Below are 20,656 nucleotides of genomic sequence, written 5' to 3' on the forward strand. Positions count from 1 at the left end.
AATTGAACTTTTCTACTCTACTGATTTTAGAGACTCAACCATTGGTATATTCTTCAGTCTTCTATACATGAAAATATTTACCAGTACAACAAAGATTAATGTAATGAAGAAAGCATACAGAAAACTCAGTCCATCTACGTGATTTCCAAACATAACACCATCCTGTTCAATAGAAACCATGATAAATCTGTGGAGAATTATCCCTACAAAAAGTCCAGTAATAGAGCCTATAATAGACAGTATTATATTTTCTCTATACACATAAGCTGAAACTTCTTTGTTATAAAATCCAAGTACCTTAATGGTAGCAATCTCCCTAATTCTTTCACCTATGTTTATATTAGTCAGATTGTAAAGAACTACAAAGGCCAATAATCCTGCAGATATAATAATTACTACAACAATGCTGTTTAGTATTTTTACTGTATCTTCAAAGGTATCAGCTGCAGCAGAATAAAATACAACGGATGCAACGCTTTGATTCTTAATTAATGTGCTTCCCAGTGCACTTTCCGCTTCTGCATTTGTTTCCTTAAGCTTGATCATTAAACTGTTAGTTTTAGGTTTAAGTCTAAATATTTCTTCATAATAATCTGCTGACATGTATGCATAATGGAATACATAATTTTCTGTGATTCCAGAAACGGTAACCTTTTTACGAGCTCCATCACTGTTATCTAATTCTATTGCATCTCCAATATTAACCTTCAGTTCCTTAGCCAGCTTCTCATTTATAATTATTCCTTTGTCCGGAATATTAATTGACCTCTGGCTGCTTCTTTCTCTCAAAGTGATATAATCCTTAAATTTTTCATTATCAGTTGGAATTATTAATGTAACAGAAATATCATCTTTGTCACTTCTTACCTTAGCATTAATTTCAGTGTCTCTTAAGTAGGTTTCTACTTTACTGTCTCCATCAAGGATATTTGAAACACTCTGCTTCTCGTCTTCTGTAGCAGTGGCTTTATATTTCATATTTAAACTATATTTAAATATTTCCTTATACTGCTTATTGACTATTTGACTTATAGAATCACTTAAACCATATCCAGCAAGTAAAAGTGCTGAACAGCCAGCAATGCCTATTATGGTCATAAAGAATCTCTTTTTGTATCTAAATATATTTCGTGCTGTAACCTTTTGTGAAAAGCTTAATCTTCTCCAAAGTACATCAATTCTTTCCATAAGAATCTTCTTACCAATCTTAGGTGCTTTTGGTCTCATGAGTAATGATGGAGTTTCTCTTAATTCCTTATAACAAGCTCCAAAGGCAGAAAGAGTTGTTACCAAAAGTCCTATAATTATACTTATACCAATTAACGGTACCTGTACTACTGTCTTTATGGGTGGAAGAGTATACATCATAGACCAAGACTTATAGATAACGGAAGGGAAAATCTTCATTCCAAGAATAACCCCTAATCCTCCTCCAAGTAAGCTTGCAATTGCAGCATAAAGTACAAATTTTAAAGCTATTGAACCATTAGTATATCCAAGCGCTTTGTAAGTGCCTATAACTCCTCTTTGCTCATCTACCATCCTTGTCATAGTAGTAAGGCATACAAGACTTGCTACCAAGAAGAAAAACACTGGAAACACCTTTGCTATAGCATCTATTCTATCTGCTGTTTTTCCATAATCAACAAAGCTGTAATGAGAATCACGATCTAATACATACCACTGAGGCTTTGAAATTCTTTCTATTTCATTTTCAGCACGTATGATTTTTTCTCTCGCTTCTTCAAGCTTCTTTTCTCCTTCAAGCTTTTGCTTTTCATATTCAGCTTTTCCTGTTTCGTATTCTTGCCAGCCAGCCTCTAAATCTTTTTCAGCTGCAGCAAACTTTGCATCAGCTTCTCTCTTTCCCTTTGCCAATTTATATTTTGCATTGGCAAGGTCGGCAGCGCTTTTATCTAATTCCTTTCTAGCTCTTTTAAGCTGTGCCTCAGCATTTTTTACTGAGCCCTGCCCTAAATCATTCATACCATTAACAGCCTTTACACCTTCATCTGTAATACCAAGAAAGCTCTTGTAAAGTGCTATAAGTTCTAAGGTTGATTTTCTATCTTCCTCAGACAGGTTAGGATCTTCAAGCCTTTTATTTAAAGTCTCAAGCTGCTTATAGGCGTCGCTGTTTAGTGAATTAACCTCATTATTTAAATTATTAAGTCTCTCTAAATCTTCTCCGTGTTCCTCCATGCTCTTTTTATATTCAGCCATCCCCTGTGCATATTCTTTTTCGCCCTGGGCTAATTGCTTCTCGCCATCAGCAATCTGTTTTGAAGCTTCTTTATAATTTGCTTCAAAATTTTTCTTCTCTGTAGCAAGTTCAGCTTCACCTTCAACAAGCTCTACTTGGGCATTATTAAGCTTTTCTTCTGCCTTCTTCATCTCATCTGTATAAAGCTGTTTTTGCTGCTCATATTCCTTTTTACCTTTTTCAAGCTCTTCCATAGCCATTTTCTTAATTTCTTCAAGTCTAATTACACTTCTATCAGTTCCTAGATTTTCAAGAGGTGTAACCACTTTGGATACAAGCTCCCCATATTCCTTATCATAAGAATTTAGAGGCTTTGACCCCTTAACTGTAACTAGAGCCTCAGTATAAACAGGCATTGTAAAGTCAGATTCTAAAATCACCATGAAAAAATTTACTTTTCCACTCCCGATTTCAGAAGAACCTTTTTCATAGGATAAGTAATATGGAGTTATTGCTTTACCTACTATAGTAAATTCATCAGTAGCCAAAGTTCCCTTATTTATCGCTTCTGCTTTTCCTGAGCTAACCTTGATGGTATCTCCAATAGAAAGTCCTAAGTTGATTAACGTAGAATTCTCAATTACACACTCGCCAGATTTTTCTGGAAACCTTCCTTCGATTAACTTGAAACGATTAAGATTATTCTTGCCTGATTCTTGTGAGCTTGATGACAGCATACTATGAATTTTAAATACAAATTCATTTGAATTGATTGTAGTTACTACATCGGTAAAATATCCTGGCTGTACGATATCTACGCCCTCTACTTTTCTAATAGCATCAACGTCATCTTTCGTGATACCCAGAGTGGATAAAACACGAATATCCATAAGATTATACTCATCATAATACAAATCCATTGAATGCTTCATGATTGGTGCAGTAGACTTAACCCCTGAAAAGAATGCAACCCCAATAAATACTATGGCAAAAATAGAAATAAACCGGCTGAAGGATTTACGAATTTCACGAATAAAATCCTTCCATAATGCAGTACTCATATTACCATTCCACCCTTTCAACATCCATTGGGGTTTCATTCACTGTAATAGAATCAATTTTTCCGCTCTTTACTTTTATAACTCTGTTGCCTATTGATGTAAGTGCCAAGTTGTGGGTAATAATAACTACTGTAGTTCCTGTGTTTCTACACGTATCCTGCAGCAGCTTCAAAATAGCCTTTCCTGTTTTATAATCCAATGCTCCTGTTGGTTCATCACATAATAAAAGCTTAGGGTTTTTAGCTAATGCTCTAGCAATAGCCACCCTCTGCTGCTCGCCGCCAGATAGCTGTGCAGGAAAGTTAATTTTTCTGTCTTCAAGTCCCACGTCAGCAATAACCTGATCAATATCCAAAGGATTTTTGCTTATCTGTGATGCTAATTCTACATTTTCCTTTGCCGTAAGGTTAGGAACTAAATTATAAAATTGAAACACAAAGCCCACGTCATGACGACGATATGTTATTAGTTCCTTTGAATTATACTTACTAATAACTGCTCCATCAACAAATATATCCCCTGAGGTCAGACTATCCATTCCACCGAGGATGTTTAAGATAGTACTTTTTCCTGCACCGCTAGCACCTGCAATTATAACAAACTCACCCTTATTAATTGAAAAATCAACCCCTGCAAGAGCTTCTATTTCCACCTCACCCATCTTATAGATTTTCTTAACATTCCGAAACTCAATAAAATTATCCATATTTCACTCCCTTCCTAGCGTTCTCTAAGATATATCAAAGTAAGTCATCTATTTAATCCTCGTATAAATCGTAGAAGCATGGCTATTTTACTCCATTAAATAGCGATTTACTAATTGAATCTATATAAATAACAAATCGCTGTAATATAGTTCTCTATATCCTCCAGCAATAAAAAGCTGCAATCAGGTATATTACACAAAATTTCTCCATTTGCTTGAATATTAAAATTAACATTTCTCATAGGATATGAAATTCCTTTACCTATAGCTTTGATGTAGCTCTCCTTTAATGTCCAATAACGGAAGAATTCTCTCTTTGAATCATTGCTTAAATAGACTCTATTCAGTTCTTCACTGCTGCATACTCTTCTTGCAGCATGTGAGCTAAACTCTCGAATCTTTTCTACATCAATACCTACAATATTTGTGTCAGAAATAATACAGGCTGCAAGCTCCATACTGTGGCTGATATTATAATAGATATTAGGATAGTTTTTAAGGCTTGGTTTACCCCATGGATTTTTAACTACAGTCTCACTGCTGTACTTTATTCCTTTTTCTATCAGAAGTCCATGAGCTACTAGCTTCCTTCCTAACATGTGAATCTCATTACTAACTGTTTTATCAGATGATTTTCTAAGAAACGCTCTATAAATCAATGTATTTTGTTGTTTAAGTATTTAATTAAGTCACCAACAGTTTCTAAATCACGTATTTCTCTATCCGGAATTTCTACACCTAAATCATCTTCAATCCTTCCAATAATACTTACAATATCATAGGAGGTTAAGTGAAGGTCCCTTATAAAATGTGTTTCTTCTGTAATGGTTTCTTCATCTACATCTACAAACTCAATAACTGTTCTTCTAATCAAGTTAAGCATGTTCCAGACTCCTTTCTAAGATCAATGCTCTTTTTATTTTTTTAGTAGTTGTTTTTTCAAATTCCGACTCACTTATAAAAACATCTGCTATCCTTTTATATGCAGGAAGATTTCTATTTAGGAGTCTAATATCATTGTTAAGCTTGTCTCTGGCGCTAGCTATACCATTTGAAGTAAGAAATTCTTCATCAATGTATACCGCTGCATTAATACACTCTGAAAAATCATCCACCGAAGAAGGTGCATATACAACTACTTCCTTTACATAGTTTAGTTTTTCAGTGATTATATCCTCTATCTCCTCTGGATGAACATTTTTACCATTAGACAAGATTATTAAATTTTTTTCTCTTCCATTAATATACAGAAAATTATGCTTATCAATATAACCTAGATCACCGGTCTTAAGCCAACCATCCTCAGTAAAAGATAACTTTGTATTCTCCTCATCTTTATAATATCCCAGCATAACATTGTCGCCTTTAACTTGGATTTCTCCATACCCCCTCTTCTGAGGATCATAAATTCGAACCTGGCAATCCGGGATAATGCGTCCTACTGAACCTGGCTTTTTCTTTATAAAGGAGTTAGTAGATACCAGCGGTCCGCACTCAGTAATTCCATATCCATTGAGTATTTCTATACCGAAATCACTTAGGCCTTTGATAATCTCCTCTCTTAAAGGAGCTCCCCCGCACACAATCTGGTTTAAATTCCCTCCAAAGCTTTTTAAAACAGGCTTAAAAAAGAGCCGCCTTGCATCTATTCCTATCTTTCTAATTAAATTACTAACCTTTATTCCGTATCTAAGATGCTTATCCAAATTGTTCTTTTCAGCTTCCTTCCAAATTTTTTTATACATAGACTCTACAAATAGCGGTACCATAAGAGTCATATTTGGTTTAAAAAGCTTCATATTATCTACTACTCTTTTCAAACTATCATTAAAGCATACTGTTATGCCGCTATATATCCCTCCCAGGATATGACAGCTGCATTCATAAGTGTGGTTTATTGGAAGTACTGAAAAGCTTATTCCTCTTGCATCAATAAGAGATAATGCTCCATGCACCACAGCCATTATGCTCTTATGACTAAGCATGACTCCCTTATTCGCACCCGTTGTTCCTGAAGTAAAAACTATTTCACAGACAGCCTCTACATCAATATCAGCGTCCAAATATTCTCTACTTCCTTTTTCAATTAGTTCTTTTCCTTCATTAGTGAGGTCTTTCATGTTAAAAAACTCAGGATATTCCTTTTTAGGGTTCATCACAATGCAGTGTTTAACATTTGGACATGCTGAAAGGATATTTTTCACAGATTGAGCAAAGGTATCAGAGCATATAATCGCATCTGTATCACTTTGCACAATAAGCTTACAAATATCTTCATCTGTTAGCTCCTTGTCCATAGGAATTACTACACCTACCCCGTTTACTACAGTAAGGTAACTTACAACCCAAGCGTAAGAATTTTCACCTAAAACGGCTATGTGATACCCCTTCATTCCCATTTGAAGGAGTTTAGTACCTAAAGCATCTACATCACTTTCTAGTTGGCTGTATTTGTATTCATAAATCTGCTTCTTAGGTCCTACTTCCTTATAGGCAATTCTATCTGAATAGAGCCTGGCTCCTCGCTTTAGTAAAACTCTAATATCCCTTAATTTTTCTGTTTCATAAAACCTTTTACCCATAACTCACATCCCTTTTAATTACTGCGATTCTATCATGCAATAATTATATTTATTTATAGCAGCTTATATTCCAAAATAAATAAATTGTGTTCTCTATTTTAAAAAGTCGTAAAAAACGCTGTAGAGCCTATGTCCACAGCGTTTCATTTTTACTTTATCAAAGTAATTATGCGAGATACCATAACACTTTATTACCTTATATCATATTATGATTATAAGTCCTTTAAAGATATAAAATTGCCTTTTATCCCATGAAGCTGTAATAAAGAATCAATTGTTTGGAGGTAGCCTTTATGTATAGGCAGCTGCCTAGAGTCCCAAAGTCTTGTCCCCCAGCATTTCTTGGACGATATACTGTACTTCCGGGAGACACTTTCTTTAACCTTGCACAAATGTTCAGAGTAAGAATAGAAGCACTTGCAGTAAACAACCCTCATATTCCAAATCTAAACATACTATATGTAGGGGATGTACTTTGCGTTCCGGGGTTCATACCTTACCCCTGTTGTACCCTCTTACGACCCAGAGGACGCGTACCCTTTGGAACAGGTGGAACAGCTTATGTAAACTTTGGCCCCAGAGGTGGTCAATCAGTTAGCTTTATGGCAACATTGCCGCAGCCTACTGTATTCGGCAGCTTTGACAGTTATACAGGTGAAATATTTATACCCACCATCGGAGGCTTTGGAAATCAGCTATTTGCTACTCCAGAAGACCCTCCAACCTGGTCTGTCAGGATAGACCTTCCTACTGCTGCATCAATTTTGCCAAACTCAAGAGTAGTAATACGTCCTTATAATTCAAGAACTGGCGCATCAGGTGCAGGTGTCTTAGAAGGTATAATCCTTGGTGGAAATTGCCAGGCACAGCAGTAAAAGTGCCGTACTGTGGTCACTACCTCATTTTATATTATACTGGAATATAAAAAAGACTAATTGCAAAGCATTATTATAATCATTCTTGCAATTAGTCTTTTTGTTTTATTAAATCTTTCTAATACTAAATATGCTATCTTATTATCTCTCCGTTAGACTGTATCAATTCCTTATACCAGTAACCAGAATCCTTAATAGTTCTCTTCTGGGTTTCAAAGTCTACATACACCATTCCAAAACGTTCTGAGTAGCCCTTCGCCCATTCAAAGTTATCTGTTAAAGACCATGCAAAATAAGCTTCAATATCAACTCCAGCTTCAACAGCCTTTTTCATCTCACCAATATAACGATACATAAAATCTATTCTATTTGGATCATGAACCTTTCCATCCACTGAAACTACGTCATGAGCTGACATGCCATTTTCGGTAATAACAATAGGCTTTTTATAGCGTTCATATAAAAATTTCGGTGCCCAGTATAAGGCTTCAGGCGTTACTGGCCAGCCTATTGCTGTTCTGTCGTAGCCAATTGGTCTTTCAACCCACTCAAAGCCATTTTTTCCTGCTCTGACAGCGGAACCATTGTATATATTTTGCCCATAAAAGTCCAAGGGCTGTGACATTATCTTCAAATCATTCTGCCCTATTTTAGGCAAATCTTTTTCATAAAGCTTCAAGCCATCTTTAGGATAAGCTCCAAGCATAACAGGGTCGCTCCACCATGTAACGCTCCATAAGTAATTATTTGGGTCTGGCTGCACCTGAAAATAAGCCTCTCTTGCTGCATCGATATCCTCTTTTGAATCAGAAGCAGGATAAGCTGCGCTGCTGGTTGGGGCATATCCGACCTTAGCATCCTTAACCACGCTTCGTATTGCCTGCACTGCATAACCATGTGCCAGCATAACGTTGTGAGCCATCTCTAAAGTTGATTTTATAGACATAATATTGCCTGGCGCATGCTCACCGGTTACATGTCCTAGGCCCACAAAACACTGAGGCTCATTAATAGTGATAAAGTTTTTTACTCTGTCACCAAGTCTTTGCGCAACGATTTTGGCATAATTAGCAAACCATTTTGGACTCTCAGGGTTCTGCCAGCCCCCAAGACGATGAAGCGCAAAGGGCAAATCCCAGTGAAATAAAGTGGCATAAGGAGTAATTCCTTTTTCTAAAAGTTCGTCCACCAGCTTGTCATAAAAGTCCAAACCTTTTTCATTTATCTCACCTATACCCTCTGGAAGAATTCTTGACCATGCGATAGAAAACCTATAGGCTTGTAAACCTATGGATTCCATTATATTAACGTCTTCTTTGTACCTGTGATAGTGATCACAGGCTATATCACCATTTTGTCCACTAAACACCTTTCCCTTAGTGTTACAAAAATCATCCCATACTGTTAATCCTCTACCATCTTCATAGGCTGCACCTTCAATTTGATAGGATGAGGTTGCAGCTCCCCAAATAAAATCCTTTGAAAAACTCATAATAAAATCTCCCTCACTATTATTAACCTATCTACTTGGAAAACCCTAAGTCTGTGAAAGCAGCCTGCCTCATGCTATACCCGCGTACAGCTGTTTCGCACTATAAGTTTTGTTGGAATACGAACCTCCAAAGCATCCTCCATAGGCTTATTCTCAATAAGCTGGATTAACTTATCAGCTGCCTTTTGTCCAATTGTTGCCCTATCCTGATGCACTGTGGTAAGTGCTGGGGACATATAGCCTGATACTTTTAAATTATCAAAGCCAACCACAGATATATCCTCAGGAACACGGAAGCCCTGTGATTGGATAGTTGATATTGCAGAAAAAGCAATATCATCATAGGCCATAAATATAGCAGTAGGTAAGTCATCCCAACATTGTTGAAGAAGCTTCACAGCAGCCTTGCTGCCTTCCTCGGGTGCAAATGCATCTGTTTCTATAATATACTTTGGATTAAATTCGATACCCTTAGAATTTAAAAACTCCAAGTATGCACCATATCTTTCACGTCCAGCCACACTAGTAAGCGGACATGCTACATGAGCTATTTTCCTATGTCCAAGTAAATAGAGATATTCCAATGCCTGCATAGTTCCCATACGATAATCGGCTATTACAGTATGAGTATTAGGGTATATGTCCTCTACAGAAACACATTTTACATCACTAGACAGCACATTTTGAATTTCATCAGCATGATTTCTGTCCATGGCTAAAAGTACTCCCTCTAAACCTCTGTATTTACAGTGTTCAAGATAGGAAGCTTCTTTGTTTCCTATATGCTTACTTACAAACAGTACATCATACCCATATTCTGCAGCCCTCATCTTGAAGTTCTGCAGTATTTCACCGAAATGAGGATGTGTTATACCTGCTCCTGTATCCTCAGAAAAAATCACCCCTATAAGCCAGGTCTTCTTTGTAGTCAGAGCTCTGGCATTTGTATTTGGGGTATAGCTCAGACTTTCAGATACTTCCATTATTTTTTTATACGTGCTGTCTTTTACACTGCTATAATTATTAAAAGCCTTGGAAACTGTTGCAGGCGAACAACCTGCTAACTTAGCAATATCATAAATAGTTACCATTGCTCCTACCTCGTTTCTTTATTCTTATCTATTGGTAATTATACCCTATCCAAAATTTCATTTCAATTGAGCAACTGGTATTTAAAATCTGCCTCTCTGCCCAAACCTATTCTTTTACCGCTCCCATAGCGATTCCGCTTACAATATATTTTGAGAATATAGCATACACAATTATTATTGGCACAATAGATACAGCAAGACCTACATATATACTTCCATAGTCTGTTCTATAGGTATCCCCTCTCAAGGTCTGCACAAGCATTGGCAGTGTGTACTTTTCAATCTTATTAAGCATAATAAATGGCAAAAAGAAGTTATTCCAAGACCCAACGAAAGCAAATATTCCCATTGTAAATGCACCTGGTTTTGCTATCGGAAGCATTATTTTATGGAATATTGCAAGCTCACCACAGCCATCTATTCTGGCGGCATCAATCAAGTCCCTAACAACCACCGATTGCATGTACTGAACTGCAAGAAATATGGACCCTGGCGCAGCAATAGCCGGTAGTATAAGAGGTATATAACTATTTGTAAGCTTAAGTACAGACATGTATCTATAAAAGCCTATAATAGAAACCTGTGTTGGTACAAGAACAAGCACAATTATCAAACCATACAGGAATTTTTTGTAGAAGAAATTATATACTTGAATTCCATAAGCAAACATCATTGAGAAATATACAGTAAGAACTGTAACACCTAAAGAGATTGTCACACTGTTTTTAAAGCCATTTGAAATACTAAAACCTCTATTGGTAAGGTTTCTCCAATTGGCAGCAAAATTTGAACCAGGCACCAGGCTTATACCCTGTTGTATTTCCGGCGTTGTTCGTGTTGCATTTACCAGCAGAATCCACATTGGCAATATACACATTACCGCTAGAATCACTAGAAATATATAGATGAAGACACGCATTAATCTCGTTCTAAAAGTGTAATTCATACTCCTGCAGCCCCCTTCTTAAGCTCTCTGCTTTTTACTTTCGAGGATACTCCAGTACCCGTGGAATCCTTATCACGCAGGAGCCTTACTATTGCAAAGGCACATACACATGTAATTATAAACATCACAACTCCCACGCTTGCAGCAGCTCCTATATGACCTTTGGTGCTGGAGAACTTCATATACATAAGTATGCTCATTGTCATTATAGAACCACTTGGAGAACCACGCCCATCTGTCAGCATATATGGTATATCAAACATTTGCATACCGCCTACAAGAGATGTAACTAAGGTATAAACCAGAATTGGTTTTAAAAGAGGCAGTGTTATTTTTGTGAACATCTGAGCTGCCGTTGCTCCGTCTACCGTTGCAGACTCGTAGTATGAAGGAGATATAGACGTCATACCTGCCATTAATACTATAAGTGTAGAGCCAAACCACATCCACCACTGCACAAATATTACAATTCCTTGTGTCCATCCAGTACTTCTAAAATAATCTATAGCTTGACTGAAAAGCTGATTAACAGGTCCGTACATTGAGAAAAAGTTAAAGAATAATACTGCTATTGTTGCAGGCATCAAAAGGTTTGGCAAATAGTAAATAGCACGAAAAATACCAACACCTTTCATCTTTAACCTATTGTTAGTAAACCATATTGATAGAAGCATGGCTATGCCAATCTGTGGTATAAAGTTTAGAAGCCAAATCTTCCATGTATTTTTTAATGATTGCATAAAGAATTTATCTTCAAATAATTGTTTGAAGTTGTCTAGTCCCACAATCTTAGAGGTTTCACTCATCAAAGTAGTATTTGTAATGCTTAAATAGAATGTATATATAAGAGGATAAAAGGAGAATACAAGAAACCCAATTATAAATGGAGCTGTAAATAAATAACCGTAATAATTTTTTTCTAATTTCCCTTTACGTCTCTTTATATTAACATCACTCACTGACACTGCAATCACATCCTTTCATATTAAATAACAAGTTATTAATAAAATCTGCGGCTATAAAGAAACCGCAGATTTTATTAGTTCAGGTTAAGCTAATCCACCTTTATATCAGGCAATGCATTCTTTACAGCCTCTTTAAACGCTTTAATTGTTTCTTCTTTAGTTCCTTTACCCGAAGCATAGTTTGCCATTGGGTCATTTAAAGCTCTTTGAATTGCATCATCAGAAGCTTGTATAAGCTTTGCATTTATTGATGGTGCTGCTGCCTGGAATGCCTTATAGGAATTCTGTCCGCCTATAAATTTGCTTGAATCTGAATTATCAAAGGATGAAACTATTGATTCTACAACCTTTTGGCTGGATACGAAGTCGCCAGGTCCTTGGCCAAGTGTATCTCCAATTGTATTATCAATTGCCTTAAGGTAAGCATTATTATAAACACCAGTTGCCCAATTCTTAAGGGTAGTTTCATTTAAAGTCATAAACTTTATGAAATCCTTAGCTGTATCAAGGTTCTTAGCATTTTTTATTGCACCTACATAAGTACCGCCCCAGAAATAAGGCATTGGTCCACTAATACATGCCCAGTCACCAGTAGTGTCCTTACCAACCTTAGCAGTCTTGTCAGCGTTATCCTTTGGAATTCCATTTTGCATCAATACATATGGAAGTCCCCAGGTTGGAAGCAAGTATGAGAATACTTGTTTAGACTTTTTAGTAGCAGGATCCACTAAGGAATCGTTCATTCCAGCAAACCAGCCCTCTTGCCATTGAGTAGCCTGAGCTTCATAACCATTTTGTCTGAACTCCTTAGCCATATCAAGAAGATCATTTACTTTAGGATCGATAACAAGCTTATCATTTTCAACCCATGGCTTCTGACGGTTAGCAAAATAAAGATTTGCAAAATCGCCTGTTGACGCAACCATGTAAGTGTCTCCATTTGAAGCATCTTTAATCTTCTTAGCTACATCTTTAAACTTATTCATATCTGAAACCATAGCCTGAACTTGTACTGGATCGTCAGTTCCTAAGTATTTTTTAGCTAAGCTTCTGCGGTAGAACATTGCTCCAGGGGTAGCCTGATATGAAAGAGCCTTTAATTTTCCGTCGTTGCTTCCTATATCAAGCGTGTATTGATATGTTTTCATATCCTTTATTAATGGATTTAAATCTGAAATATCAGCCAGGAAAGTGCTTTCTACATACTCTTTTACAAATGAAATTTCCAAGGATACTACATCAGGAACATCTCCTGATTGAAGAGTACTCTTAAGCTTTGTCTGGAATTCCCCATTTGTCATAGGAATCATTGTATACTCAACTTTTACTTCTGGATGCTCCTTCTGATAAGCAAGAGCAAATGTCTTAACTTCATCAGTAAAAGACCAAATTTTTAATGTCTTTGGCGTGTTGTCAGTTGGTTTTGTTGCAGTGCTTGTACTAGTTTTTTGACAGCCAGCTAATATGCCAACGGACATCAAACAAGCAAGTGCAAATGCCATTTTCCTTTTTAACATTTATACCACCCCATAAAATTATTAGTAACGTTTACAGAAACCGGTTTCTGTTTATATAAATATATTACCACGGTTGTTATATTATTACAATATGTTTTTGGTTAATAAATGCAAATTTATTCAATATATTCATAATATTTCACAACTTAATTTGCTAACAGCCTATTGAAAAACATTGTTATAGGTGTAAAACGCTTTATATTAATCTATTCTTCAATATTAAAAATGAATTTATCACCACAAGTTTCAGAAACCGGTTTCCTTTTCCCTCTATAGTATATGTTTATGGGGAGCATTTTTATAACCTATCAGAGGCAAAGTATTCAGTAAAATCTTTTTTTAAATCTATTCCTTCGCTTTTCAGAATTTCCTTTGAAAGATAATAGCCGCTAGCCATAACTCCTGCAACTCCAAAACCAGGAAATACCCACTGCCCCACTAAGTATAAATTCTTTATATCAGTTCTTTGCTTCATATATTTACCGTACTCTGACTGTTCTATAGACCATCCCATAAAGGAACCATTTTTACTGTAAGTATATCTTTCGTAGGTCAGGGGAGTAGAAAGTTCATGGTAGGAAATAGCATCAATAAACTCCCTGCCCATTTGCTCTTCTATACGATTCAACAAAACTTCCTCAATTTCCTTCTTAAGCTTTTTATATTTTTCACCACGGCTTCCACCGGCTTCAGTTTCCCAGTTATTATTATATTCATAACTGATGGGAACCGAGGCAACTAAGGCTCTAAACTCATCCCCCGGTCTACTAGGATAAATATTTATAACAATGGGTGCTGTTTCCGGAATATAGTCACTTGTCTTCATTTTATAATCCTTTTTAGAAAGAATACTTATTCCCTCTAAATTACCAAGGTTATACTTATTCTCATCTAATGACATGAACAGAGCCGCTATGGGTTCGAATATTTTTCTTTTGGAGATTGCTTTTTTCATTTTTCCCTTAGCTGCCGCTTCATCTGAAATCCATTCATAGGTAAAATGTGGCGACGCATTGCTTATAACTTGACCATGATATTCTGTGCCATCCTTTGTTTTTACTCCATAGGCTCTATTATCCTTAACCAATATTTCAGTCACTTCGGCATTCAGCTTCAATTCTCCGCCAAGGCCATGAAGTCCTTTAACTGCTGCATCCGGAATTGCCTGCATACCATTAATAGGATAATAATTTTTGCCGTACACCCCCCATTGATAGGCAAAGGCCATAAATACCATTGGATAGGGAGCTTTTGAATAAATGGCTGTCTTTAGTTCCTCACCGGCTGTAAAGGAGTCTAGCATTTTGCTAACATCTTTATTGCCATATTTCATAAAGGCAGGCATCCGTTTCTTTGAGTTCATGCCAAACTTGATTAACTGAAACAGGTTCATGTCATAGGGAGGTTCAGGAGCCTCTGTTCCAGAAAACATTTCTGTATTAATGGTTTCCATAACATCAAAAATATGATTCACTTCATCCTTATTTTCTGGAAACTGCTTCAGAAAGCTCTCACGCAGCTTTCCATGCTCAAAATCATATTCCTTTCCATCAATGAAGCATTTCAAATCCCCCTTAAGCGCCACTGTTTCCACCTGAGGTGCCTTCCAGAATTCCATAAACTGAGGAATCGCCTGCCCTTCTTTCAATTCATATAAACCGTGAATGCCAAGATCAAAGTGAACACCTTTTCTAGGAAAGGAAGTTACCAGTCCACCCGGAATATTATGTTTTTCAAGCACCAAAACTTTCTTATTATATTTGGCAAGAAAGTTTGCAGCACTTAGCCCTCCCATTCCTGCTCCAATAATAATATAGTCATATTGCATTCCATTACCTTCCTTCATTAAATCATTCAGCTGCAGGCCCCCTACTATAGAAAAGGTCTATCCAGTCTTTTCTCATAAGCATTATGCTTTTTCATCTCTCTATGCCAGAACACATCGTTTATACCTGACCTAGTAACCACCCTAAGTATTCCAAGAAGAGGCTGAGTTATCTCGTAAGGCTTTCCAAGCTTTTTAACCAGCTCTTTATCAAAAGCATGGTTTTCCTCATAGGCAGCACCTAAATCAGAAACCATCTTAAGTACCTTTTTAAACATATTTGGCATCATATATATAGCAGCTGCTTCTCCCTTGCAAACTGTACCTAGATAGCTGTAGTTAAGCTTTCTTGCAAAGCTCTCCAAATAGGGTACAACAAATCTCTCCTGGGAGGTTTCCATAAAACCAGCCTGAATAATAAATCCTATAGACTTGCCTTCAGCAGCAGGCTCCATAGCCTCAAAAAACTCCATGACAATTCCCGGCATAGCATGGATATAAAGAGGCATTATCATAATAACTGTATCAAAATCTTTTATATATTTAGCAAGCTCACTTTTGTCACTATTGGCTATACACCTTATTTCACAGGGATTCTTCATATCTTTTACAAACTGCTCAGCAAAAATTAAGCTATTGCAGTTTTTAGAGTTTCCTTTAGGTGAACCGTTTAAAATTATTGTCTTCATATCTGGCTGCCTCCTTCTGAAACAAATTCTTGGATAGGCTTAATAGTAATATTTTTTGAATGAAACTGATAAAACACCCTGTTTACGTAGTCTACAAAAATCTTCCTGCTGTCTTCGTCTTCAAATTCTCCATCATAATAAAATTCGATGTCCGGATACTTGTCGTATCTCTTTACATGCATGGACTCCCCAGTATCATAGGAAATATAGGGCAGATAAAGAGGCAGCATTCTATCAAAAAGGCTTTTTAAATTGCTGCTTATAAAGCCCTTTGAAACCTTCGAGAAATATACAGCCTTATCAGCTGTTATATACTCGTGATAAAATTCATCCAAGTCCTTATGAACACATCTTCCCGGTGTTGTCCACCAACAGCTCCAGCAGCCAATACAACCTTTAACCTTCCTTTCTGTCAAGTCCAGCGTAAAAGTATCTGCTGCACCTATACTCTCACATTCTTTAATAATTACAGTTTTCATTTTTAACCCCCTACTATTTTAATTTGACATCAAAAAGAGCTGTAAAAACAATTAATTCTTACAGCTCAAAATTACGACTATTAAATTGATTAATCATCTGCCCCTATTTGCAGTTTACTATCTGCCCTATTAATATATTACCATATTTTACAGCTTTCATCATTACATTTGTAAGCGCTATGGTTACAAATCCACTTCTTTATCACCTAGAATTAATTTAAGGGTTCTGTTAAAGAGTAGTGTTGAAAATCAAGATCGTTTTATATACTTAATTATCCATATTCGGTATAATTAACTTAAAATGCAACTGAATATTAAAAAGAAGTAGTATTGGAGGCGCTTACTACAATGAATAATAAAAAATATAAGAAAGAAGAAGTTATATACCTACCCATTTTTGTCGGTTTAGGAGTAGGGATGGGGTCTTTTTTAGGGTCTGCAATATTTGATGATATGGTACTTGGAATATCTCTTGGAATTACTATAGGGGCTATTGTTGGAGGTATTCTGGATTATATAAAAAGCAAAAATAATCTGTCATAGCAATTTATCATCTATTAATTGAAGGGAGAAGATTTATGAAACTAATATTAAAATCAATACTTGGTGGAATTATAGGTGTTTCATTACCTTTATTGATGACTATTGACGGCAGTAACGTTAATGGTAGTTTTGTTTTTGCAATGTGGATGATGGGTTTTCTAACTCCTTCACTTTATGTGTTAGATAAAATATATAAAGAAATGAAGAGTAAAAATAATAATTGATGAAGAATATTCTTATATTGTTCATCAATCTTAAATTATGTATATATGAATAGGAGGCAGTAACAATGAATATAACAAAAGTTTTGGCGGTTGTTTTTGGAATATTAACCTTATGTGGAGCAATATATATTTTTTACACAGATGGTAGAGCAAATGCAGGTTACGCAGTAATACCGATGATTTTTTGTTTGCTTTTTTCACAGTTGACACGTTTAGTTAATAATAAAAGTAAACGAAATAAAAATTAGAATTAAGTAATTCACCATATTCTTTTATTGCGAAATAGGAATATTTTATTATTAATTTTTTGGGGGGAAGTATCATGGATATTGAAAAATTTACATTTAATGCTGAAAAATATTCAAAATATCGTACCGAATATCCAAAAGAATTTATAGATTATCTGTACGAAAAGGTTGGCATAGCTGCTAATTCATTCATTGCCGATGTTGGTTCAGGTACGGGGAAATTGAGCAATCAACTATTATTAAAAGGTAGCCATGTCTATTCCATTGAACCGAATGATGATATGAGAAGGGTAGCGGAAAATGACTTGTCAAGTTTTTCAAATTTTATGTCTATAAAAGGAACAGCAGAAAATACGACTTTACAAAATTCAAGTGTAGATTTCATAACAGTTGGAACTGCTTTTCATTGGTTTGACATGGAACAATTTAAAAAGGAATGTCAAAGGATATTAAGACCAAACGGAAAGGTTATTTTGGTCTGGATAAGCAGACCAGTAAATAGGAATAAAAACTTTGAAATTAATTTCAATGGAATAAGTGGTGGAAAAGAAGAAAAACTTGAATTTATTTCACCCTTTTTCAAAAATAATAACTTTGAATATAAGATTTTTCAAGAAACATCCTCATATACTAAAGATACCTTTATTGGAAGATCCTTATCTACATTTGATAAATTAACAGATATAAAATATATTGATGAACTGTCAAGCCTATTTGATAATTACAAGGTAAATGATAATATTACGATTACTCTTTATACTCGAAGTTTCGTAGGTGAGGTCTGAATAATATATTAGTAGTTAGTATCCACTTATTGCTTAGTATTCATATATACCGCAATTGTATTTTATTATGAAACATTAGGGGGAGGGTAATGCCTGTAAATATAACCAAAGAACCAAGAGATAAAGAATATATGATGTTAATAGACTATGCCTTTAAGGTGTGTGAAACTTTTGTACTATCTATGCAAAAGGAGATATTGATACATTTCCCTGAACCTGAGATTCTAAAAAGATTAAAACCCTACAAAATAGACGAAGAAAAAGCAGTATATTATCCTAACATTGATTACTATAACCAGGATGCAGTTTTTTATTTTTATAAATGTAATGAAGCTACAAAATTAATTATTATGGAAACAGTAAAGGGGCTCTATGATTGGAGGCGCCCATATTTGCCTGAGGATTTAACTTTTCTTAATGATAAAGGTGATATATGGTTGAGCAGTATATCTCACGAGGATATGGCTGGTATTAAAGAAAATGATAGAAATGAAGCTGAGTTTCTAAAGAATGAGATTGGCTTAGAGTTCTATTGGAGAGAAAAAATATATAGCGAAGCTGAAGTTGGAGAGGCTATGAACAGTTTATTCCAGCTTATAGATGAATATTTTTATTTGCTGGTAAGCTATTCAGAGAAAGAATTGAAAAAGGATTTTGATAACAAAATTAATTCACCCTATTATGGCTTCTGGAATGATTTTTATAATGAATATGATATTAGCGAGCATTATTTAGCATTTGAAATTGCACGTTTTAGCAACTTGCTTAGATTAAAAAAGCCTATTTATGCTTTTGATTTTTCATCATTGCTTGATGATAGAGGTGATAATAGTTATTTAGTGCAATTATTAATTAATAATGTAAACGGCGACTCTAAAATATTATATAAATTTCTTGAAGAATTTAAGTTAACCTATGGAAAGGAAAAAGTGAAGTAATCTACTATGAATATGTTTTATAAGTGTAACCGTAATATTCTTATAAGACATAATAGTAATATATAACTAAACAAAGAAAATTTATATTAGGAGGAGTGAGACATGAGAAACTTATCACGCAAAAAATTAATTTATTTTAGCACTATTGCCATACTTATAATTATACTTTGTATTGGTATTATCATAAATCAATATAATAGAAAAAGGATTAATATAAATAAATTTTCTCAATTTATGCTGTCATCGTCTATATATGGCAGTGATATGAAAGAACTTGATATTGCAAATATTCATGAGCATTATCGTGGCGTAAATGCATCGGACATTTTGGAAGGAAAAGTGTTTGTCAGCACAGATGGCACAGCAAGGGAGTTTTCTATTATCGAAGCCAATGGGGCACAAAGTACCGATGACATACAAAAGGCTTTTGAGATTTATTGTAGTGAATTATTGAAAAAATACCAATTGGAAAGCACTGAAGAATATGAACGTATGAAAGGGTACTCTATTCAAAGGACTAGAAATTATATTATTTTAACTATAAGTGATAGAATAGGCAATGGTTATAAAATTAGCGATTTCTATTTAGATAAAACTAAGTATGATAGGAGAAATTAAATAATCTCTTAAAATTAACGCTACATTTATTAGCAATTAGGACATAATGTTCTTAAAGGATTTGCTAATTAAGTTTAGCGTAACTTTGTAAACAAATATGCATTAAATATATTTTAGGAGTAATGATTAAAAATGAAAAAAAAAATACTTTTTTATATTTATTAGTGTTTTAATACTAATTTTTATTGGCTTTAGTAAGTCAAATACAACAAACATTAAGAAGTATCTTAATAACGGAACTAAGATTGATGCACATGCAAAAAACTTTATGCCTGCTATTGAGGATTTGCCTAAATATCAAGATATATCATACAAATATAATCATTTTTCGATAATATTATTTGAGACAGATGCAATAAACCTTGTTGTTAACTATGATGAACAAACATATGAAAAGGAAAAAGAAAAATTAACAAAAAAATATAAGTTTTTAGACCATAAAGTTGTTTCGGATTTTGATAAAACTAAATATTATATTCCTGAATACGAATTTTCAATAAACAATTATGATTTTAAAGTTGTAGACAAAAGTGATACTTATGAAGCAAGATATCCAAAGTCATTTGGTATGATTGGAGTATCTGCTGAAAAAAAGAGTATAGCATATTTATATTTCTATGATTATGATTTAGATTATATACGAAAAGATAAGGATAGCCCTATGGCTAATTTTGTAAAGGAAAATTTTAAATATGACTTTTAGAAATTAAAAGAAATTCACACTTTTCTTTTATGGCGCACCTGTAATTTATTACTCGCTAATCGGGTTTATTATAAGGGCGATATTTTTATTCAAATATTTTTGTAATAATTCAGAAAAATATATTGACATAAGATACCACCCATGGTAATTTTAATACAACTAAAAA

The 20,656-nt window shown here is 34.8% G+C and carries 21 protein-coding genes; 8 read left to right on the forward strand and 13 right to left on the reverse strand.

Annotation, left to right across the window (positions count from 1 at the left end):
- Positions 1–12 precede the first annotated feature (12 nt).
- The 5 genes from NBE98_RS07005 to NBE98_RS07025 all read right to left on the reverse strand — a co-directional run bounded on the left by NBE98_RS07005 (position 13) and on the right by NBE98_RS07025 (position 6,552).
- Positions 13–3,264: an FtsX-like permease family protein gene (locus NBE98_RS07005; protein ID WP_250814076.1), complete on the reverse strand. Its 3,252-nt coding sequence runs from the start codon at positions 3,262–3,264 to the stop codon at positions 13–15.
- A 1-nt stretch (position 3,265) separates the two neighbouring features.
- The gene (locus NBE98_RS07010) at positions 3,266–3,970 is read right to left on the reverse strand and encodes an ABC transporter ATP-binding protein (protein ID WP_250814082.1); all 705 of its coding nucleotides are present in this window, start codon (positions 3,968–3,970) and stop codon (positions 3,266–3,268) included.
- Between the two features lie 110 nt (positions 3,971–4,080).
- On the reverse strand, positions 4,081–4,569 hold the full coding sequence (locus NBE98_RS07015) for a 4'-phosphopantetheinyl transferase family protein (protein ID WP_250814092.1): 489 nt from the start codon (positions 4,567–4,569) through the stop codon (positions 4,081–4,083).
- 56 nt (positions 4,570–4,625) lie between these two features.
- Complete coding sequence (locus tag NBE98_RS07020; protein WP_250814095.1) at positions 4,626–4,853, reverse strand: acyl carrier protein; 228 nt, start codon at positions 4,851–4,853, stop codon at positions 4,626–4,628.
- Entirely contained in the window at positions 4,846–6,552 is a 1,707-nt protein-coding gene (locus NBE98_RS07025; RefSeq protein WP_250814097.1) for an AMP-binding protein, read from the reverse strand. The genes NBE98_RS07020 and NBE98_RS07025 overlap by 8 nt, the downstream gene beginning before the upstream one ends.
- Positions 6,553–6,845: 293 nt before the next feature.
- Between NBE98_RS07025 and NBE98_RS07030 the strand changes: the two genes are divergently transcribed.
- Positions 6,846–7,427, forward strand: coding sequence for a LysM peptidoglycan-binding domain-containing protein (locus NBE98_RS07030; RefSeq protein ID WP_250814100.1), 582 nt, complete (start codon positions 6,846–6,848; stop codon positions 7,425–7,427).
- A 133-nt stretch (positions 7,428–7,560) separates the two neighbouring features.
- Here the strand turns inward: NBE98_RS07030 and NBE98_RS07035 are convergent, their stop codons facing one another.
- The 8 genes from NBE98_RS07035 to NBE98_RS07070 all read right to left on the reverse strand — a co-directional run bounded on the left by NBE98_RS07035 (position 7,561) and on the right by NBE98_RS07070 (position 16,431).
- Positions 7,561–8,919 carry a GH1 family beta-glucosidase gene (locus NBE98_RS07035; RefSeq protein ID WP_250814112.1) on the reverse strand — a complete coding sequence of 453 codons (1,359 nt, stop codon included), beginning with the start codon at positions 8,917–8,919 and terminating at the stop codon, positions 7,561–7,563.
- 74 nt (positions 8,920–8,993) lie between these two features.
- Positions 8,994–10,010 carry a LacI family DNA-binding transcriptional regulator gene (locus tag NBE98_RS07040; protein ID WP_250814115.1) on the reverse strand — a complete coding sequence of 339 codons (1,017 nt, stop codon included), beginning with the start codon at positions 10,008–10,010 and terminating at the stop codon, positions 8,994–8,996.
- Positions 10,011–10,116: 106 nt separating this feature from the next.
- Positions 10,117–10,956 carry a carbohydrate ABC transporter permease gene (locus NBE98_RS07045; protein ID WP_250814118.1) on the reverse strand — a complete coding sequence of 280 codons (840 nt, stop codon included), beginning with the start codon at positions 10,954–10,956 and terminating at the stop codon, positions 10,117–10,119.
- On the reverse strand, positions 10,953–11,921 hold the full coding sequence (locus NBE98_RS07050) for a carbohydrate ABC transporter permease (RefSeq protein WP_250814121.1): 969 nt from the start codon (positions 11,919–11,921) through the stop codon (positions 10,953–10,955). The genes NBE98_RS07045 and NBE98_RS07050 overlap by 4 nt, the downstream gene beginning before the upstream one ends.
- 89 nt (positions 11,922–12,010) lie before the next feature.
- Positions 12,011–13,438 carry an ABC transporter substrate-binding protein gene (locus NBE98_RS07055; protein ID WP_250814123.1) on the reverse strand — a complete coding sequence of 476 codons (1,428 nt, stop codon included), beginning with the start codon at positions 13,436–13,438 and terminating at the stop codon, positions 12,011–12,013.
- Between the two features lie 298 nt (positions 13,439–13,736).
- A complete protein-coding gene (locus tag NBE98_RS07060) occupies positions 13,737–15,266 on the reverse strand; it encodes a phytoene desaturase family protein (protein WP_250814129.1) in 1,530 nt (509 codons plus the stop codon).
- A gap of 44 nt (positions 15,267–15,310) precedes the next feature.
- Positions 15,311–15,952, reverse strand: coding sequence for an NAD(P)H-dependent oxidoreductase (locus NBE98_RS07065; RefSeq protein ID WP_250814134.1), 642 nt, complete (start codon positions 15,950–15,952; stop codon positions 15,311–15,313).
- Positions 15,949–16,431 (reverse strand): flavodoxin family protein, encoded by a 483-nt coding sequence (locus tag NBE98_RS07070; protein WP_250814137.1) that lies wholly within the window; start codon positions 16,429–16,431, stop codon positions 15,949–15,951. The genes NBE98_RS07065 and NBE98_RS07070 overlap by 4 nt, the downstream gene beginning before the upstream one ends.
- Positions 16,432–16,779: 348 nt before the next feature.
- Here NBE98_RS07070 and NBE98_RS07075 point away from each other — a divergent pair, with 348 nt between their 5' ends.
- The 7 genes from NBE98_RS07075 (at position 16,780) to NBE98_RS07105 (ending at position 20,490) form a co-directional block, all read left to right on the forward strand.
- Positions 16,780–16,974 (forward strand): hypothetical protein, encoded by a 195-nt coding sequence (locus NBE98_RS07075; RefSeq protein WP_250814140.1) that lies wholly within the window; start codon positions 16,780–16,782, stop codon positions 16,972–16,974.
- Between the two features lie 35 nt (positions 16,975–17,009).
- Positions 17,010–17,198, forward strand: a complete 189-nt coding sequence (locus tag NBE98_RS07080; protein WP_250814144.1) for a hypothetical protein — start codon at positions 17,010–17,012, stop codon at positions 17,196–17,198.
- A 65-nt stretch (positions 17,199–17,263) separates the two neighbouring features.
- Positions 17,264–17,446 (forward strand): hypothetical protein, encoded by a 183-nt coding sequence (locus NBE98_RS07085; protein ID WP_250814150.1) that lies wholly within the window; start codon positions 17,264–17,266, stop codon positions 17,444–17,446.
- A gap of 74 nt (positions 17,447–17,520) precedes the next feature.
- The gene (locus NBE98_RS07090) at positions 17,521–18,231 is read left to right on the forward strand and encodes a class I SAM-dependent methyltransferase (protein ID WP_250814153.1); all 711 of its coding nucleotides are present in this window, start codon (positions 17,521–17,523) and stop codon (positions 18,229–18,231) included.
- A gap of 89 nt (positions 18,232–18,320) precedes the next feature.
- On the forward strand, positions 18,321–19,169 hold the full coding sequence (locus NBE98_RS07095; RefSeq protein WP_250814156.1) for a hypothetical protein: 849 nt from the start codon (positions 18,321–18,323) through the stop codon (positions 19,167–19,169).
- 102 nt (positions 19,170–19,271) lie between these two features.
- A complete protein-coding gene (locus NBE98_RS07100) occupies positions 19,272–19,787 on the forward strand; it encodes a DUF4358 domain-containing protein (RefSeq protein WP_250814159.1) in 516 nt (171 codons plus the stop codon).
- A gap of 268 nt (positions 19,788–20,055) precedes the next feature.
- Entirely contained in the window at positions 20,056–20,490 is a 435-nt protein-coding gene (locus NBE98_RS07105; RefSeq protein WP_349305899.1) for a hypothetical protein, read from the forward strand.
- Positions 20,491–20,656: the final 166 nt, after the last annotated feature.

This window comes from Clostridium swellfunianum (assembly GCF_023656515.1).
Lineage (GTDB): Bacteria > Bacillota > Clostridia > Clostridiales > Clostridiaceae > Clostridium_AT > Clostridium_AT swellfunianum.

Coding starts and splice junctions, on each gene's coding strand:
- NBE98_RS07085 (WP_250814150.1), top strand. CDS start 17,264: ATGAATATAACAAAAGTTTTGGCGGTTGTTTTTGGAATATTAACCTTA.
- NBE98_RS07025 (WP_250814097.1), bottom strand. CDS start 6,552: ATGGGTAAAAGGTTTTATGAAACAGAAAAATTAAGGGATATTAGAGTT.
- NBE98_RS07040 (WP_250814115.1), bottom strand. CDS start 10,010: ATGGTAACTATTTATGATATTGCTAAGTTAGCAGGTTGTTCGCCTGCA.
- NBE98_RS07095 (WP_250814156.1), top strand. CDS start 18,321: ATGCCTGTAAATATAACCAAAGAACCAAGAGATAAAGAATATATGATG.
- NBE98_RS07080 (WP_250814144.1), top strand. CDS start 17,010: ATGAAACTAATATTAAAATCAATACTTGGTGGAATTATAGGTGTTTCA.
- NBE98_RS07105 (WP_349305899.1), top strand. CDS start 20,056: ATGCCTGCTATTGAGGATTTGCCTAAATATCAAGATATATCATACAAA.
- NBE98_RS07100 (WP_250814159.1), top strand. CDS start 19,272: ATGAGAAACTTATCACGCAAAAAATTAATTTATTTTAGCACTATTGCC.
- NBE98_RS07030 (WP_250814100.1), top strand. CDS start 6,846: ATGTATAGGCAGCTGCCTAGAGTCCCAAAGTCTTGTCCCCCAGCATTT.
- NBE98_RS07035 (WP_250814112.1), bottom strand. CDS start 8,919: ATGAGTTTTTCAAAGGATTTTATTTGGGGAGCTGCAACCTCATCCTAT.
- NBE98_RS07065 (WP_250814134.1), bottom strand. CDS start 15,952: ATGAAGACAATAATTTTAAACGGTTCACCTAAAGGAAACTCTAAAAAC.
- NBE98_RS07070 (WP_250814137.1), bottom strand. CDS start 16,431: ATGAAAACTGTAATTATTAAAGAATGTGAGAGTATAGGTGCAGCAGAT.
- NBE98_RS07055 (WP_250814123.1), bottom strand. CDS start 13,438: ATGTTAAAAAGGAAAATGGCATTTGCACTTGCTTGTTTGATGTCCGTT.
- NBE98_RS07090 (WP_250814153.1), top strand. CDS start 17,521: ATGGATATTGAAAAATTTACATTTAATGCTGAAAAATATTCAAAATAT.
- NBE98_RS07060 (WP_250814129.1), bottom strand. CDS start 15,266: ATGCAATATGACTATATTATTATTGGAGCAGGAATGGGAGGGCTAAGT.
- NBE98_RS07075 (WP_250814140.1), top strand. CDS start 16,780: ATGAATAATAAAAAATATAAGAAAGAAGAAGTTATATACCTACCCATT.
- NBE98_RS07015 (WP_250814092.1), bottom strand. CDS start 4,569: ATGTTAGGAAGGAAGCTAGTAGCTCATGGACTTCTGATAGAAAAAGGA.
- NBE98_RS07020 (WP_250814095.1), bottom strand. CDS start 4,853: ATGCTTAACTTGATTAGAAGAACAGTTATTGAGTTTGTAGATGTAGAT.
- NBE98_RS07010 (WP_250814082.1), bottom strand. CDS start 3,970: ATGGATAATTTTATTGAGTTTCGGAATGTTAAGAAAATCTATAAGATG.
- NBE98_RS07045 (WP_250814118.1), bottom strand. CDS start 10,956: ATGAATTACACTTTTAGAACGAGATTAATGCGTGTCTTCATCTATATA.
- NBE98_RS07005 (WP_250814076.1), bottom strand. CDS start 3,264: ATGAGTACTGCATTATGGAAGGATTTTATTCGTGAAATTCGTAAATCC.